This window comes from Burkholderia sp. BCC0044, assembly GCF_902832955.1.
In the GTDB taxonomy this organism is placed as follows: Bacteria; Pseudomonadota; Gammaproteobacteria; order Burkholderiales; family Burkholderiaceae; genus Burkholderia.
Genome location: NZ_CADFDO010000001.1, coordinates 284238 through 298643, shown reverse-complemented (window position 1 = coordinate 298643; position 14406 = coordinate 284238). Strand labels below are relative to the sequence as shown.

At 67.5% G+C, this 14406-nt stretch carries 16 protein-coding genes; 9 read left to right on the top strand and 7 right to left on the bottom strand.

The genetic code is table 11. The features are described 5' to 3' along the window. Positions 1-39: 39 nt before the first annotated feature. The 3 genes from HWX14_RS01340 to HWX14_RS01330 all read left to right on the top strand — a co-directional run bounded on the left by HWX14_RS01340 (position 40) and on the right by HWX14_RS01330 (position 2677). Positions 40-1224, top strand: coding sequence for a tetratricopeptide repeat protein (locus HWX14_RS01340; RefSeq protein ID WP_175881247.1), 1185 nt, complete (start codon positions 40-42; stop codon positions 1222-1224). A 241-nt stretch (positions 1225-1465) separates the two neighbouring features. Next, a complete protein-coding gene (gene mscL / locus HWX14_RS01335) occupies positions 1466-1897 on the top strand; it encodes a large conductance mechanosensitive channel protein MscL (RefSeq protein ID WP_175881246.1) in 432 nt (143 codons plus the stop codon). 333 nt (positions 1898-2230) lie between these two features. Next, complete coding sequence (locus HWX14_RS01330; RefSeq protein ID WP_006488003.1) at positions 2231-2677, top strand: hypothetical protein; 447 nt, start codon at positions 2231-2233, stop codon at positions 2675-2677. Positions 2678-2745: 68 nt separating this feature from the next. Here the strand turns inward: HWX14_RS01330 and HWX14_RS01325 are convergent, their stop codons facing one another. Further along, positions 2746-3639 carry an NAD(P)-dependent oxidoreductase gene (locus tag HWX14_RS01325; protein ID WP_175881245.1) on the bottom strand — a complete coding sequence of 298 codons (894 nt, stop codon included), beginning with the start codon at positions 3637-3639 and terminating at the stop codon, positions 2746-2748. A 138-nt stretch (positions 3640-3777) separates the two neighbouring features. Here HWX14_RS01325 and HWX14_RS01320 point away from each other — a divergent pair, with 138 nt between their 5' ends. Together HWX14_RS01320 and HWX14_RS01315 are read left to right on the top strand one after the other, a co-directional pair. Beyond that, positions 3778-3987, top strand: coding sequence for a dodecin (locus tag HWX14_RS01320; protein WP_011549586.1), 210 nt, complete (start codon positions 3778-3780; stop codon positions 3985-3987). Between the two features lie 221 nt (positions 3988-4208). Next, on the top strand, positions 4209-5138 hold the full coding sequence (locus tag HWX14_RS01315; protein ID WP_006478550.1) for a LysR substrate-binding domain-containing protein: 930 nt from the start codon (positions 4209-4211) through the stop codon (positions 5136-5138). A 145-nt stretch (positions 5139-5283) separates the two neighbouring features. Here HWX14_RS01315 and HWX14_RS01310 read toward each other — a convergent pair whose 3' ends face one another. Then, positions 5284-6696, bottom strand: a complete 1413-nt coding sequence (locus HWX14_RS01310; protein ID WP_175881244.1) for an 8-oxoguanine deaminase — start codon at positions 6694-6696, stop codon at positions 5284-5286. Positions 6697-7202: 506 nt separating this feature from the next. Here HWX14_RS01310 and uraH point away from each other — a divergent pair. Then, positions 7203-7556: a hydroxyisourate hydrolase gene (gene uraH, locus HWX14_RS01305; RefSeq protein ID WP_027784716.1), complete on the top strand. Its 354-nt coding sequence runs from the start codon at positions 7203-7205 to the stop codon at positions 7554-7556. Between the two features lie 53 nt (positions 7557-7609). Then, the gene (locus tag HWX14_RS01300) at positions 7610-8803 is read left to right on the top strand and encodes a urate hydroxylase PuuD (RefSeq protein ID WP_175881243.1); all 1194 of its coding nucleotides are present in this window, start codon (positions 7610-7612) and stop codon (positions 8801-8803) included. A 102-nt stretch (positions 8804-8905) separates the two neighbouring features. Here HWX14_RS01300 and HWX14_RS01295 read toward each other — a convergent pair whose 3' ends face one another. Then, positions 8906-9316 carry an ACT domain-containing protein gene (locus HWX14_RS01295; RefSeq protein ID WP_175881242.1) on the bottom strand — a complete coding sequence of 137 codons (411 nt, stop codon included), beginning with the start codon at positions 9314-9316 and terminating at the stop codon, positions 8906-8908. 60 nt (positions 9317-9376) lie between these two features. Beyond that, positions 9377-10297, bottom strand: coding sequence for a LysR substrate-binding domain-containing protein (locus HWX14_RS01290; protein WP_175881241.1), 921 nt, complete (start codon positions 10295-10297; stop codon positions 9377-9379). A 20-nt stretch (positions 10298-10317) separates the two neighbouring features. Between HWX14_RS01290 and HWX14_RS01285 the strand changes: the two genes are divergently transcribed. After that, complete coding sequence (locus HWX14_RS01285; RefSeq protein ID WP_175881240.1) at positions 10318-11244, top strand: aminotransferase class IV family protein; 927 nt, start codon at positions 10318-10320, stop codon at positions 11242-11244. A 34-nt stretch (positions 11245-11278) separates the two neighbouring features. Here HWX14_RS01285 and HWX14_RS01280 read toward each other — a convergent pair whose 3' ends face one another. Then, a complete protein-coding gene (locus HWX14_RS01280; RefSeq protein WP_175881239.1) occupies positions 11279-11683 on the bottom strand; it encodes a RidA family protein in 405 nt (134 codons plus the stop codon). Positions 11684-11835: 152 nt separating this feature from the next. On the opposite strand from HWX14_RS01280, the gene HWX14_RS01275 reads away from it, so the two are divergent. After that, positions 11836-12801: a LysR family transcriptional regulator gene (locus HWX14_RS01275; RefSeq protein ID WP_175881238.1), complete on the top strand. Its 966-nt coding sequence runs from the start codon at positions 11836-11838 to the stop codon at positions 12799-12801. 79 nt (positions 12802-12880) lie between these two features. On the opposite strand, the gene HWX14_RS01270 is transcribed toward HWX14_RS01275, so the two are convergent. Both HWX14_RS01270 and alc read right to left on the bottom strand, forming a co-directional pair. Beyond that, positions 12881-13393 carry an ureidoglycolate lyase gene (locus HWX14_RS01270; protein WP_175881237.1) on the bottom strand — a complete coding sequence of 171 codons (513 nt, stop codon included), beginning with the start codon at positions 13391-13393 and terminating at the stop codon, positions 12881-12883. Beyond that, a complete protein-coding gene (alc, locus tag HWX14_RS01265) occupies positions 13390-14403 on the bottom strand; it encodes an allantoicase (RefSeq protein ID WP_175881236.1) in 1014 nt (337 codons plus the stop codon). The genes HWX14_RS01270 and alc overlap by 4 nt, the downstream gene beginning before the upstream one ends. Between the last annotated feature and the right edge of the window lie 3 nt (positions 14404-14406).

Below are 14406 nucleotides of genomic sequence, written 5' to 3'. Positions count from 1 at the left end.
CCGATCGTCAGGAGACGGGCGCATGCGCCCGGTTCGACCATGAAGAAATCTCTCGCCGCACTCGGCCTGTCGCTGATGTTGCTGTCGTCCGCCGCGTTTGCGGTCCCGTCGCTGCAGCAGGTCGAGCAATCGATCGCGCAGCGCAACTGGCAGCAAGCCGACACGCAGCTGTCGCAAGTCATCGACGCCCATCCGAACAACGCGCACGCGCGCTACCTGTATGCGCAGGTGCTGGACCGCGAAGGCCGCGCGTCCGACGCGCTCGCGCAACTGCAGCGCGCGAAATCGCTCGATCCGCAACTGAAGTTCACCGACGCGTCGCGCTTCGCGCAGACGGAATCGCGCATTCGCGCCGACGCCGCGCGCGTGAGCGGCAACACGCCGTCGGCCACGCAGGCCGGCACGCTGCAGCCGGGGCTCGCTCCCGCGGTCGCGCCGGCCGAAAAACACGGCCCGTCGACCGGCATGTGGATCGGCCTCGGGCTGATCGTCGCCGTGATCGCGCTGGTGCTGCGCTGGACGCTGCGGCGCGCGCGCACGGCCGACAACGGCCGCGCCGACGACGAACGTCGCACGCAGCTCAAGCGCGCGACCGACGTGCTGAACGACATCCGGCCGCTGAAGCTCGATGCGAAACTGTCGACGGCGCCCGGCGCCGCGGCGCTGACCGGCGAACTCGAAGCGATCGAGAACGACGCGCGCACGCTCGTCGAGACGCTGTCGAACGGCAAGAATCCGGTGCCGCCGTATCGCGTCGATGAACTCGAACAGCGCCACGCGAGCGTGAAGGCGCGCGTCGAAGGTCGCCCCGACCCGGCCGCGCAGCCCGCGGCGCCGGCGAACGGCAGCGGCTCCGTGTACGCGCAGGAAGCCGACCGCATGACGGGCGCCCAGGGCCAGCCGTATCAGCAGCAGCCCTACCCGCCGCAACAACCGTATCCGCAACAGCAGCCGCCCGTCGTGATCCAGCAAGGCGGCGGTTTCGGCGGCGGAATGGGCGGGCTCTTGACCGGCGTGCTGCTCGGCGAAGCGATGTCGGGCGGCCGCGAGCGCGTGGTCGAACGCGACGTGATCGTCGACGGCGAACACCGCCGGCAGGACGCCGACCCGGGCTTCGACCTCGGCCGCGGCGACGATTCGAACTGGAGCGACGGCAGCAGCGGCGGTGGCGGCGGCATGGACCTCGGCAGCAACGACGACGGCTGGACCGACGACAATTCCTGAGTGACTACTGGCGCACCGGGTGTCGACCTGCATGTCGACGCCCGGCCACGCACGCCAGGCCCTGCTGCATGACCGGCCGCGCCCACGCGCGGATTTGTCAATCATTTCAAGATGGGCTACCGGCAATGGGGCACGTTCGCTATCATGCGGCCATCGGCGTGCCACCGACCCTGATTCGACGCAAGACCATCCCGCGCGTCGCGGCACGCCTCCCCTCGCCCCAACCAGGAGAAAGCCGCTCATGAGCATCATCAAGGAATTCAAGGAGTTCGCCGTCAAGGGCAACGTGATGGATCTCGCCGTCGGCGTGATCATCGGCGGTGCGTTCTCGAAGATCGTCGACTCGATCGTGAAGGACCTCATCATGCCGGTCATCGGCGTGCTGACCGGCGGTCTGGATTTCTCGAACAAGTTCGTTCTGCTCGGCGCCATCCCGCCGTCGTTCAAGGGTAATCCCGATTCGTTCAAGGACCTGCAGGCCGCGGGCGTCGCCGCATTCGGCTACGGCTCGTTCATCACGGTGGCGATCAATTTCGTGATCCTTGCGTTCATCATTTTCCTGATGGTGAAATTCATCAACAAGCTGCGCAAGCCCGAAGAAGCCGCGCCGGCCGCGACGCCGGAAGACATCGTGCTGCTGCGCGAGATCCGCGATTCGCTCAAGCAGCGCTGATCGCCACACGCTCCGCCAGTCAGGCCCGCCCCGTGCGGGCCTTTTTATTGCGTCCGCGATGCACCGCCGCATGCGGCCCATCTCACTTTTTTGTGACGAGCGAATGCACGCGCGGGAAAAGCAGGTCTATGATGGAGACTAAACGACAGTACGGGCGCCAAGACGCTGGCTGTGTCGATCATGGCGAGCAGGTCGACGGGAGACATTGATCGTCGTACTGCACGAATGCAGCATTTTCGTGTGCTATAAAGGATCGACATGCGGCGTACATAGCCGGGAGTGGGTCGCATGAAAGTGCCGCATTTCTTGCAATTGTTTTTGAGGCGAGTGTTTATGTCCTTCCCGAAAAAACGTCGGCGTGCGCCGCAGGATGGCCAGGAGTCGTTCCTCGCGGTCTTGCGCCACTCGAAACCGTTTGCCCAGCTCGACACCAAGATTGCCCGCGCCCGCGCGCAGGACGAACCCGTCCTCTATGCGCACGTGCTGCCCGGCCTCGACGTGCTCCTGTGCAGCGTGCGCGGCGCGCAGCCGCCCTATCCGGCCATTGCCGAGCTGCGCAAGCGCTGCATCGAATCGATCGCCAACGCGCTCGAGCAGCCGCTCGACGGCCTCGAGAACGGCGGATACTGGTACGAAGCGAACGGCTTCGGCTTCCTCGTGTTCGCGAGCCGGGCGCGCGCGCGCATCCTGCCCGAGTTTGGTGCAGGCACGAAAGCGAGCCTGCGCGGCGGCCTCGGCCGCCAGAACGCGGGCGACACGACACCCCGCTCGCTCGGCTGATCCGCCAGTCTCATTCGATGGGCCGCCTCCGGGCGGCCCATCTGCCATTCACACGCCCCGCTTATTCGTCACGACGCCTGCTGGCGGCCGTTGCCCGGCCGCACGATGTCGATGAACGCGGCGAAATCGGCGCCGGCGAGCCCCTGCGCGGCGCCGAGCCTCAGCACCTGCTGCACGGTGGCCGACACGGGCATCACCGCGCCCGTGTCGCGCGCGGCGTCCGCAATTGCATCGACATCCTTCTGAAATGTACTGAGCGCGCCGATCGGCGGATGACCACCTGACGTCATGCGCGGCACGAACGTCTGCAGCAGCACCGAATCGGCCCAGCCGCCGGCCAGCGCCTCGGCCAGCCGTGCGGCGTCGATACCGCTTGCCTGCGCGAGACCGACCGCCTCGGCGATCGCGGTGACCGTCGCGGTGACGATCGCCTGGTTGCACAGCTTCGCCGTCTGGCCCGCGCCCGCGTCGCCCATGTGCGTGATGCGCGACGCGTACGTATCGATCAGCGCTCGCACCGCGTCGAGATCGGCCGCGCGGCCGCCGGCCATCACCGCGAGCGTGCCGGCCTGCGCGCCCGGCACGCCGCCGGACACCGGCGCGTCGACCCAGCCGACCCCGAGTGCGGCGGCGCGCGCCGCATAGTCGCGCGTGGCGGCAGGCGGAATGCTCGAATGATCGACGATGCGCCGCACGCGGCGCGCGCTCGCGTCACCGGAAAGCAGCCCGTGTTCGCCGAACACGACGTCGCCGACCGCCCGGCCGTCGAGCACGCACACGAACACCGTCTCGACGCGCTCGGCCAGCTCGCGCGGCGTGCCGGCCACCTGCGCGCCGTCCTTCACCAGCGCGTCGGCCTTGTCGCGCGAGCGATTCCATACGCCGACGCGATGCCCGGCCGCCAGCAAATGCCGAATCATCGGCGCGCCCATCAATCCCGGTCCGCAAAATCCGACTTCCACGATGTTCCTCGTCTCCGATATGGGTTGCACTTGCCGCCCATCATACCTATCACTCAAGAAGCCGGGCACGCACGGGACCGTGGCGCGGGACCGCGCCTTGCCTCGGCAATTGCAGACCGATATCCCAGGGAGCGCATCATGAGCGACCACGTGTACAAGTTGATCGAACTGACCGGTTCGTCGCAGCAATCGAGCGACGACGCGATCCGCAACGCGATCTCGAAAGCCGGCAAGACGCTGCACAACCTGCACTGGTTCCAGGTGACCGAAACGCGCGGCCACATCGAAGGCGACCAGGTCGTGCACTGGCAGGTCACGCTGAAGGTCGGCATGCGTATCGACGACTGACGCGCCTGCCGCCTCACCCGCCGCGTCGCGATCCGGATCCGTGCCATACGGACCCGCGCGGCGCGGCGCGTCCCGCTTTTCACCTCGTTCAAGCCCCTTGTCGAACCGCCGCCGGCGGGTAGCCGCGGGTATCCATCTCTTGACGCTGATTTTCGTTCATATTAAAAACGATATACCCGCCCCATCCCTCGATCAGCCCAGCCATATAAACCGGAGATAACATGAGTCAGCAACGCGAGGCGATCGACACGTACCTCTTGCGCGTCTTGCACACCTTGTTGATGGAGCGCAGCGTCACGCGCGCGGCCGTCAAACTGAACCAGTCGCAACCGGCGATCAGCGCCGCGCTGCGACGCCTGCGCGACATCACCGGCGATCCGCTGCTGGTGCGCGGCAAGTCCGGCATGGTGCCGACCGAATACGGGCTGCGCCTGCTCGAGCCCGTGCAGAACGCGCTGCGTGAGATCGAGCGCATCAAGTTCCAGCAGCACAACTTCGACCCGGCCACGTCGATCCGCTGCTACCGGATCGGCTGCCCCGACTACCTGAACGTGCTGTTCGTGCCGACCGTCGTCGAACGCTTCCGCCTGGCCGCGCCGAATGCGACGCTCGAGTTCCACTCGCTCGGCCCCGCGTTCGACTACGAGCTGGCGCTGGAAGACGGCAAGCTCGACATCGTCGTCGGCAACTGGCCCGAGCCGCCCGAGCAACTGCACCTGTCGAACCTGTTCGTCGATGAAATCGTCTGCCTGATGAGCAACACGCACCCGTTCGCGAAGCGCGGCGGGCTCACGCTCGACCAGTATCTGAACGCGCCGCATCTCGCGCCGACGCCGTACTCGGTCGGCCAGCGCGGCGCGATCGACGTGCATCTCGCGCGCGAACGGCTCAAGCGTCATGTGGTCGTCACGCTGCCGTACTTCAACCTCGCGCCGTACGTGCTCGTGAAGTCAGACCTGATCTTCACGACCACGCGGCTGTTCGCCGATCACTACGCGAAGTTCCTGCCGCTGTCCGTCGTGCCCGCGCCGCTCGACTTCCCGCCGATGCAGTACTACCAGCTGTGGCACGAGCGCTGCCATTACTCCGATGAAGTGCGCTGGCTGCGCAGCCTCGTCGCCGAAGCCACCCGCACGCTGATCGAGGCGTAGTCGCATACGGCGCGCACCACGCGCGCGCCGGTCACGCCGTTGCGCGTGGCCGCGACGCGTTGCGCGGCGGGTGGTGGCCGCAATGGCCGCGCCCCCGCTGCGCAACGTGCTGCGCGACGTGCTGCCCGACGGCCCCGCCGACGCGTCAGCGCGACGCTTCCACGAGCGCGTGCGCCAGCGCGTTGTGACGCTCGATCACGGGCGGCAGATCGAGCGTCGCGAGCCGCCCTTCCCGCACCACCACCTTCCCGTTCACCACCGTGTACGCCGTCTGCGACGGCGCGCAGAACACGAGCGCCGCGACCGGATCGTGCAGCGCGCCCGCGAACAGCGGCTGACGCAGGTCGAATGCGGCGAAATCCGCGGCCATGCCGGGCTTCAGCGCGCCGATGTCGTCGCGGTTCAGCACCTTCGCGCCGCCGAGCGTCGCGATCTCGAGCGCTTCGCGCGCGGTCATCGCGTCGGGCCCGAAACCGACCCGCTGCAGCAGCAGCGCCTGGCGCACCTCGGCGACCATCTGCGCGCCGTCGTTCGACGCGGAACCGTCGACGCCGAGGCCGACCGGCACGCCCGCGAGCCGCATCTTCTTCACCGGCGCGATGCCGGAAGCCAACCGCATGTTCGAACACGGGCAATGCGCGACGCCCGTGCCGGTGCGCGCGAACAGGCCGATGCCCGCATCGTCGAGCTGCACGCAGTGCGCATGCCACACGTCGTGGCCGACCCAGCCGAGATCTTCCGCATATTCGGCAGGCGTCATCCCGAACTTCTCGCGACTGTACGCGATGTCGTTGACGTTCTCCGCGAGGTGCGTGTGCAGCGACACGCCGTATTCGCGCGCGAGCACGGCTGCATCGCGCATCAGCTCGCGGCTCACCGAGAACGGCGAGCACGGCGCGACCACCACGCGCAGCATCGCGTAGCGGCCTTCGTCGTGATAGGTCTCGATCAGGCGCTGCGTGTCGCGCAGGATGTCGGGTTCGCGCTCCACGACCGAATCGGGCGGCAGCCCGCCGTCGCGCTGGCCGACGCTCATCGCGCCGCGGCTCGCGTGAAAACGCATGCCGATCCGCTGCGCGGCGCCGATGCTGTCGTCGAGCCGGCTGCCGTTCGGGTAGATGTACAGATGGTCGCTCGACGTCGTGCAGCCGGACTGCAGCAGCTCGGCCATCGCGGTGAGCGTCGACACCTCGATCATCTCCGGCGTCAGGTGCGCCCAGATCCGGTACAGGTTCGTGAGCCAGCCGAACAGTTCGGCGTTCTGCGCGGCCGGCACCGCGCGCGTGAGGCTCTGGTACATGTGGTGGTGCGTGTTCACGAGCCCGGGGATCACGAGGTGGCCGCGCAGGTCGAGCACTTCGTCGGCGGTATCGGGCAGCTCGGCGCTCGGGCCGACCGCGACGATCCGGTTGTCCTCGATGTAGAGCCCCGCGTCGCGCAGCTCGCGACGCGTGTCGTCCATGGTCACGAGCACGTCGGCGTGCTTGACCAGCAAGGTTTTCGGGCGGGATGAGGAAAGGTTCGGCGCGCGTGCGCCAGCGTGCTGCTCGAGATTCATGCGTTCTCCGCGTCGGTCTGCCTCCAGGAGCTGCCCTGGAAGCGGTCACACAGCCGTTCGAACGCTGAATCGCGGCACGCCCCGGTGCCTGCGTCCGTTCGAACGCCCTGGCCCGGTTACCCGGCGTGCTCGCCGTCTTCGGGGTACGCGCGGCTCACGGGCCGACGCGCACGGCGGGAGGATCGCCCAAGCGCGCGCCGCGCACAATACGCGATCCGGAATACCGTGCTTCAGGGATTTGGTATGGTACGCCGCCCGATGCCACGCCGCGTGCCGCCACCGGCGCTGGAAGCCCTGTCCGGCGGGCCGTCGACAGCCGCTCATGCGCGGCGCATTATCTTCGATATCGCGCACGTATTTACACGGGGAACCTTTTTACAATGCCTGCACGGCGCTCGCTTCACTCTCGCCGACGGGTATGTAGCCACGTGACGTGGAGCCTCGATCCGCCGCACAGACATGGATCGAGTCGCCGCCGAACCTCGCATTCACACAAGGAACAACGAATGGGAAAGCTCACTACCCACGTACTCGATACGGCGCACGGCCGCCCCGGCGCCGCCATCAAGGTGGACCTCTACGCGCTGGACGGCGACTCGCGCCGCGCGATCAAGACCGTGCTGACCAATAGCGACGGCCGCTGCGACGAACCGCTGCTCGAAGGCGCGGCCCTCGCCGCCGGCGAATACGAACTCGTGTTCCATGCCGGCGACTACTTCGCGGCGCTCGGCGTGAAGGTGCCCGAACCCCGCTTCGTCGATCGCGTCGTGCTGCGCTTCGGCATCGCCGACACCGGCTCGCACTACCACGTGCCGCTGCTCGTGTCGCCGTGGTCGTACAGCACCTATCGCGGCAGCTGACAGACGAATCAGCGCCGGCATCAAGACAAACGATCTGAGTCTGGAGGAGTTTCATGGAAGGCTTCATCACCGACTGGCTGAACCTCGCGCTGCGATGGCTGCACGTCATCGTCGCGATCGCGTGGATCGGCGAGTCGTTCTATTTCGTCGCGCTCGACAACAGCCTGAAACCGCCGACCGACCCGAACCAGCGCAAGCGCGGGGTGTTCGGCGAACTGTGGCACGTCCACGGCGGCGGGTTCTACAACATGCAGAAGTACACGGTCGCCCCGCCGGAAATGCCCGACGACCTGCACTGGTCGAAGTGGCCGTCGTACACGACCTGGCTGTCGGGCTTCACGCTGTTCTTCGTGCTGTACCTGCTCGCGCCGAACACGTACCTGATCGACAAGAACGTGCTCGACATGGGCCCGGTGGTCGCCGTCGCGTCCGCACTCGGCTTCCTCGCGGCCGGCTGGATCGTCTACGACTCGCTGTGCCGCATCCTCGGCACCAACGATCGCGTGCTCGGCATCTGCGTCGGCCTCTACGTCGTCGTCGCCGCATACCTCGCGTGCCACATCTTCTCGGGCCGTGCCGCCTACCTGATCGTCGGCGCGATGCTCGCGACGATCATGTCGGCGAACGTGTTCTTCGTGATCATCCCGGGCCAGCGCAAGATGGTCGACAAGATGCTCAAGGGCGAGGAACCGAACCCGATCTACGGCAAGCGCGGCAAGCAGCGTTCGGTGCACAACACGTATTTCACGCTGCCGGTCGTGTTCGCGATGCTGTCGAACCACTATGCGATGACGTACACGAACAAGTTCAACTGGGTCGTGCTCGTGCTGATCATGCTGGCCGGCGCGCTGATCCGCCAGTTCTTCGTGATGCGTCACCGCGGCAAGCAGCTGTGGTACCTGCCGATCGGCGGCGTCGCGCTGCTGTCGGGCGCATTGGTGTGGACGATGCCGAAGCCGGTCGCGCCGGAAGCGCAGGCGGCCAACGCACCGAAGATCGCGATCAACGACATCATGCCGATCCTGCAGCAGCGCTGCGTCGCGTGCCACTCGGCCAAGCCGACGCTGATGGGCAGCGCGCCCGCGGGCGTGATGTTCGACACGCCGGACGAAGTGTCGAAGAACGCGCAGCGCATCTACGACCAGGCCGTGCGCCTGAAGGCGATGCCGATCGGCAACGTCACGCACATGACCGACGACGAGCGCGTGAAGCTCGCCGCGTGGTTCGAGGGCGGCGCGGTCAAGTAAGCCGCCGGGCGCCGGACGTGATTCGCCGGCGTCATTCTCTCCGTTCGCGGGCCCGGTCACACGGGCCCGTTTTTTTTGCCTGCGCGGCATGCCCTTCGCGGGCTACGCGCGCATCGCGTCGCGCTGCAGTGCGACGAGTACGTCGCGTGCGCGCGGGCCGTCGTCGACCGGCACGAAGATGTGATCGTGGTACGCGGCGGCCATCACGTTGCAGCTGATGCCGGCCGCGCCGAGCGCCCGGGCGAATGCGGCCGTGAGGCCGACGGCCGCGAGATCGGAATGCACGGTCAGCGTGATCCATGCGGCGCGGAACAGCACCGGCCAGCCGCGACGCGCGGCCGTCGCCTCATCGACCACGACCGTCAGTCCTTCCGCTTCGCGAAACGTCGCCATCACTTCGGATAACGATACGTTGGCGTCGTGCGGCAGCGCGACGAACGCGAATGCGCCCGGATGCAGTTCGGGCTGCATCGTGCGCAGCAGGACCGCGAGGTCGTTTTCAGGCTGGCTCATCGAAGGATCGCGCCCGGAACCGGACGTCGTATGGTGGCGATGCGGGCACGATAGCACGCGCTACACGCGCACCGTCGCGACTTCTTCGGCGAGCCAGGCACGCAACGCGACGACGCGCGGATCGTCCTGCATGTGCCGCGGATACACGACGTGATACGCAAGTGCGGGCGCCACGTCGACGCTCACGTCGAACAACCTCACGAGGCGACCCTCCGCGAGATCGCGCGCGATCATGTGCGGTTCGGCCAGCCCGATCGCCGCACCGTCCACCACCGCCTGCACGACGTGGCTCGAATCCGGAAACGCGACGCACCGGCTGTCGTCGAAGCCCGCGATACCGGCGGCCGCCATCCATGCCGACCAGCGCGGCCAGCGCACGCCATCGACTTCGCAGTCGGCGTGGCACAGCGTGTAGCGCAGCAGGTCGCGCGGCACGCGCGGCGGCCGCCCGCCCGACAGCAGCGCCGGGCTGCAGACCGCGACGACCGACGTGCCGAACAGGCGCTGCCCACCTGCATCGCGGTAACGCCCGGTGCCGAAGCGGATCGCCACGTCCACATCGTCGTCGTCGAAATCGCGCAGGCGATCGGTGATGTCGAACGTGAGTTCGAACGCCGGATGCGCGGCCCTGAAACGCGGCAGGCGCGGCAATAGCCAGTGCGTCGCGAAGCGTGCGCCGACCGACACGCGCAGCTCAGTCTGCTCGCGCGCGACGCGGCGCGCCCGCACGGTCGCGCGTTGCAGGCCCGCCAGCGCATCGGCAGCCGCGGCGGCCAGCACGACACCCGCCGGCGTCAGCCGGATGCTGCGGCTCGTGCGGACGAACAGATCCATGCCGAGCTGCGCTTCGATTTCCTTGATCTGGTGACTGACGGCGGCCGGTGTCAGCCCGACCTCGTCGGCCGCCCGCGAGAAATTCAGGTGCCGCGCCGCTGCATCGAACGTCCTCAGCGCGCGCGTACCGGGCCACATGCGTTCCATCGATCTTCAAAATAAATTTGATGACCGTTCGAAAACTACTCGTTTTTCATGCCGCCATCAATCGGCAAACAATAGCCGTTCTTGAAGATGCCGTGCGCCCTGTGCTTGCGGCCGAACCCGGAGACTTCCCGATGACCGCCCTATCGTTCCCGTCCGTCGCTCAGCTCAATGGCACGACCGCCCCGCCGGATGCGCTCGCGGCGCTGGCCTTCGCGGGTCATGCGCATTTCACCGCGATGCAGGTCCGCGACGGCCGCGTGCGCGGCCTCGACCTGCATCTCGCGCGGCTGCGCGATGCCTCGAATGCTCTGTTCGGGCACGCGCTGCCCGACGCACGGATCCGCACGTTCCTGCGCGCCGCGCTCGAGCACGCGCCGTCGGCGCTGTCGCTGACCGCGACCGTTCATGCAACGACCGGCGAATTCGTCGCGCCGCGCGACGACGAAACACTCGACGTGCTGGTGCGTACCGCCGCGCCGTCGTCGGGGCCGGCGGGCCCGCTCGATCTCGCGCTGTTCGAGCACGAGCGCGTGCTGCCGGCGATCAAGCACGTCGGCGAAGTCGCGAAGACGCACTTCCTGCGCCGCGCGGTCGCGCAGGGTTTCGACGATGCGGCGTTCGTCGACCGTCACGCGCGCATCAGCGAAGGCTCGATCTGGAATCTGGCGTTCTGGACCGGCGACGCGGTCGTGTGGCCCGTGGCCGGCATGCTCGGCGGCGTCACGATGGGCATCCTGCGGCGACAACTGGCGCGCCTTGGCGTCGCGCAGCACGACCGTGAAGTCACGCCGGCCGACCTGCCGTCGCTGGCCGGCGCCGTCGTGATGAATTCGTGGACGCCGGCCATCGCGGTGCGCCGGCTCGGCACGGCGACGCTGCCCGATTCTTCGCCGCTCGCCGCGCTGCTGCATCGTGCGTATGAGCACGAGCCGCCCGTCGCGCCGTGATGCGCGGCCACCCTGAAACCCGCGCGCCGAATACTCACCCGCCGACCGTCTCCGGCAGCCGCGCGATCACCTTGATCTCGAACTGAAACCCGTACAGCCAGGTCACGCCGATGGCGGTCAGCGTCGGATGCGGTGCGTCGCCCCAGTATTCGGGGACGATCTCCCAGACCCGCTCGAACGTCGCTTCTGGATCGACGAGGAACACCGTCACGTCGACGACGTCGTCGAACGTGCAGCCTGCCGCGCGCAACACCGCGTTCAGGTTGTCGAACGCGCGGCGCACCTGCGCGCCCAGTTCCGGCTCGGGCGAGCCGTCCTCGCGGCTGCCGACCTGCCCGGACACGAACAGGAAGCCGTTCGAGCGCAGCGCCGGCGAATAACGGTTGCGGTCATACAGCGCCTGGCGACCCGGCGGAAAAACTACGCTACGCTTTGCCATTCGACACCTCCATCGGTCTTGTCGGGCGACATGCCCTTGCATCAACGATGGAGGCACTTTAAGGACCGTTGCGCGGCGGATAAACCGGCAACCCTGTCCAACACTGTTTGGTCACTCCAAACAATCTGCGACCGACGCGGAGCCCCGACCCGATGGATCGATTCGACGCAATGCAGGCGTTCGCGCGCGTGGTGGAAGCCGGCAGCTTCACGAAGGCAGCCGACACGCTGCACATGAGCCGCACCACGGTCACGCAGCTGGTGCAACAGCTCGAAGCGCGGCTGCGCGTGAAGCTGTTCCACCGCACGACGCGCAAGGTCGTCGTCACCGCCGACGGCGCTGCGTACTACGAGCGCGTCGTGCGGCTGCTGGCCGACATGGACGATGCGGAAACGAGCCTGTCGGCCGCGGCGTCGGCGCCGCGGGGGCGATTGCGCGTGGACGTGCCGACTCCGTTCGCGCGGCTGATCCTGATTCCCGCGCTGCCCGCGTTCCATGCGCGCTATCCGGACATCCAGCTCGACATGGGCGTGAGCGACCGCGTGGTCGACGTGATCGGCGAGAACGTCGATTGCGTCGTGCGCGGCGGCGAGCCGACCGACCGCGCGCTGGTCGCGCGCCGCATCGGCGACTTGCGGCTCGGCGTGTACGCGTCGCCCGCCTATCTCGCACGTGCCGGCACGCCGTCGCATCCGGATGAACTCGAGGACACGCATCACCGGGTCGTCGGCTTTCTGTGGGCACGCACCGGCAAGACGCTACCGTTTGCGATGGAACGCGACGGCGAGCAGGTCAACGTGCGCGGGCGCTACGTGCTCGCGGTCGACGACGGCAATGCGTATCTCGAAGCCGGCCTCGCGGGGTTCGGCATCCTGTGGCTGCCCGACTACATGGCCGCCGCGTATCGTGCGAGCGGCGAACTGGTGCCGCTGTTCGAGCCGTGGCAACTCGAACCGATGCCGATGTATGTCGCGTTCCCGCCGAACCGGCACGTCAGTGCGAAGCTGCGCGTGTTCGTCGACTGGGTCGCCGGGCTGATGGCGCAGCATGCGCCGGTTGCGAACCGGCGGCGCGGCGGCCAGGGTTCGCGCGATACGCGCAAGGGCGCGGCGACCTGACCGGCGAGAAAACGACCGCACATAAAAAACCCGCGCAAGCCGCGCAGGTCTCGACAGACAGACAAACGATCAGCCTAACTCAGGCCGTCACCGCATCCAGCGCATCCTCGGTGAGCCACAGCGACTCCTGCAGATCCTGCTCGTTCAGGTTCAGCCCGTCGCCGCCGCGATCGACGACGATGAAGTCGCTGACGCCGCCCAACGCGATCAGCGGGTGATGCCACACGCCCTTCGCATAGTTCACACCCTGCCAGCCGCTCGTGACGAACGCGCGGATCTTCGCCGGATCGAGATCGCCCGCGGGCGCGACGACGACGAGATACGGCTGGTCGTTCAGCGGCACGAACGCCTGGCTGCCGAGCGGGTGCCGCTCGAGCATCTTCACTTCGAACGGCAGCGTGCGCGGCTGGCCGCGGAACAGGTTGACGAGCGTGCGGCCGCCTTCATCGCTCACGTCGACTTTCGCAAGATCGTGAAAGCGGATCGTCGTGCCGAGGTTGATCGGGATCTGCTTCGCCCCTTCCGTTTCGATCACGTCGCCGAATGGCGCAAACGCTTCCTTGGTCAGCGGTTCGATGGCAAGCGTCTTCATTTGTCGAGCGTCCCCCACAGACGCAGGCGCGACACGCCGCCGTCCGGAATGATGTTCAGTCGCACGTGCGTGACCGGGCCCAGCGACGCGATCTCCTGTTCGAAGTAATGCTGCTTGTCCATCTGCAGCTTCTGTTCGCCGAGCAGCACCGGCCAGAACATCGACTGCGTGATCAGCGAGCTGTCCGTGCCGCCCGACACATAGGCGGCCTGGATCGAGCAGCGATCCGGGTAGTTGCCCTTGAAGAACGCGGTATCGACTTCGATCTTGCGGATCACGCCCGGCTGCGCGAGCGCGATGATCGCCCAGTCGTTGCCCGGCTCGCGGCGGCGGCGGGTTTCCCAGCCGTCGCCCATGTTCACGCCGCGGCCCGGCAGCAGCAGGTTCGACGCGACGCCGAAGTGCTGGTTGTTCGCCGCCACCACGTAACCGCCGTTTTCCATCGCCGCGAGGTCGAACTGCTCGGTCGCGCTCGCGCCGGCCCAGTCGAGCTGCGGCTGGCCGTACACGCGCAGGCGCGCGATGCCGCCGTCCGGGTAGATGTTCACGCGCAGGTGCGTGAACGCCCGCGCGTCGCGCGCTTCGACGTAGTGATGGCTGTTGCCCTGCAGCGTCGTCGACGGGACGATCTCGACCCACTCGGTCGCCTGCGTCGGCGCGCCGTCGGCCACGAACGCGGCCTCGATCGACGCGGCCGGCGGGAAGTTGCCGGTGAAGTGGCTCGTGTCGATGTCGAAGCCCTTGATCACGCCGGGGCGCGCGAGCTTGACGATGCACCAGTCATAGCCGGTCGTGCGCTTGCGGCGCGTTTCCCAGCCGTCCATCCACTTGCCGTGGTCGTCGTACTTGCCGGGGATGAAGACGGCCGGCTCGGGGTTCAGCATCCGGTCCTTCGGCGCGAAGAAATCGTCGCTGGCCTCGAGCGCCTGCGCACCGAGACGCGGGTCGGCCAGATTCACGTAGCGCCGCGTGAAATCGGGTGCATTCGGATCGAGAAGCGGAACAGCCATGAT

Bases quoted from the DNA above. Each gene is read 5' to 3' on its own strand.
- uraH (WP_027784716.1), top strand. From the start codon at position 7,203: ATGGGAAAGCTCACTACCCACGTACTCGATACGGCGCACGGCCGCCCC.
- HWX14_RS01290 (WP_175881241.1), bottom strand. From the start codon at position 10,297: ATGGAACGCATGTGGCCCGGTACGCGCGCGCTGAGGACGTTCGATGCA.
- HWX14_RS01275 (WP_175881238.1), top strand. From the start codon at position 11,836: ATGGATCGATTCGACGCAATGCAGGCGTTCGCGCGCGTGGTGGAAGCC.
- HWX14_RS01330 (WP_006488003.1), top strand. From the start codon at position 2,231: ATGTCCTTCCCGAAAAAACGTCGGCGTGCGCCGCAGGATGGCCAGGAG.
- HWX14_RS01315 (WP_006478550.1), top strand. From the start codon at position 4,209: ATGAGTCAGCAACGCGAGGCGATCGACACGTACCTCTTGCGCGTCTTG.
- HWX14_RS01310 (WP_175881244.1), bottom strand. From the start codon at position 6,696: ATGAATCTCGAGCAGCACGCTGGCGCACGCGCGCCGAACCTTTCCTCA.
- HWX14_RS01285 (WP_175881240.1), top strand. From the start codon at position 10,318: ATGACCGTTCGAAAACTACTCGTTTTTCATGCCGCCATCAATCGGCAA.
- HWX14_RS01295 (WP_175881242.1), bottom strand. From the start codon at position 9,316: ATGAGCCAGCCTGAAAACGACCTCGCGGTCCTGCTGCGCACGATGCAG.
- mscL (WP_175881246.1), top strand. From the start codon at position 1,466: ATGAGCATCATCAAGGAATTCAAGGAGTTCGCCGTCAAGGGCAACGTG.
- HWX14_RS01270 (WP_175881237.1), bottom strand. From the start codon at position 13,393: ATGAAGACGCTTGCCATCGAACCGCTGACCAAGGAAGCGTTTGCGCCA.
- HWX14_RS01300 (WP_175881243.1), top strand. From the start codon at position 7,610: ATGGAAGGCTTCATCACCGACTGGCTGAACCTCGCGCTGCGATGGCTG.
- HWX14_RS01340 (WP_175881247.1), top strand. From the start codon at position 40: ATGAAGAAATCTCTCGCCGCACTCGGCCTGTCGCTGATGTTGCTGTCG.
- alc (WP_175881236.1), bottom strand. From the start codon at position 14,403: ATGGCTGTTCCGCTTCTCGATCCGAATGCACCCGATTTCACGCGGCGC.
- HWX14_RS01280 (WP_175881239.1), bottom strand. From the start codon at position 11,683: ATGGCAAAGCGTAGCGTAGTTTTTCCGCCGGGTCGCCAGGCGCTGTAT.
- HWX14_RS01320 (WP_011549586.1), top strand. From the start codon at position 3,778: ATGAGCGACCACGTGTACAAGTTGATCGAACTGACCGGTTCGTCGCAG.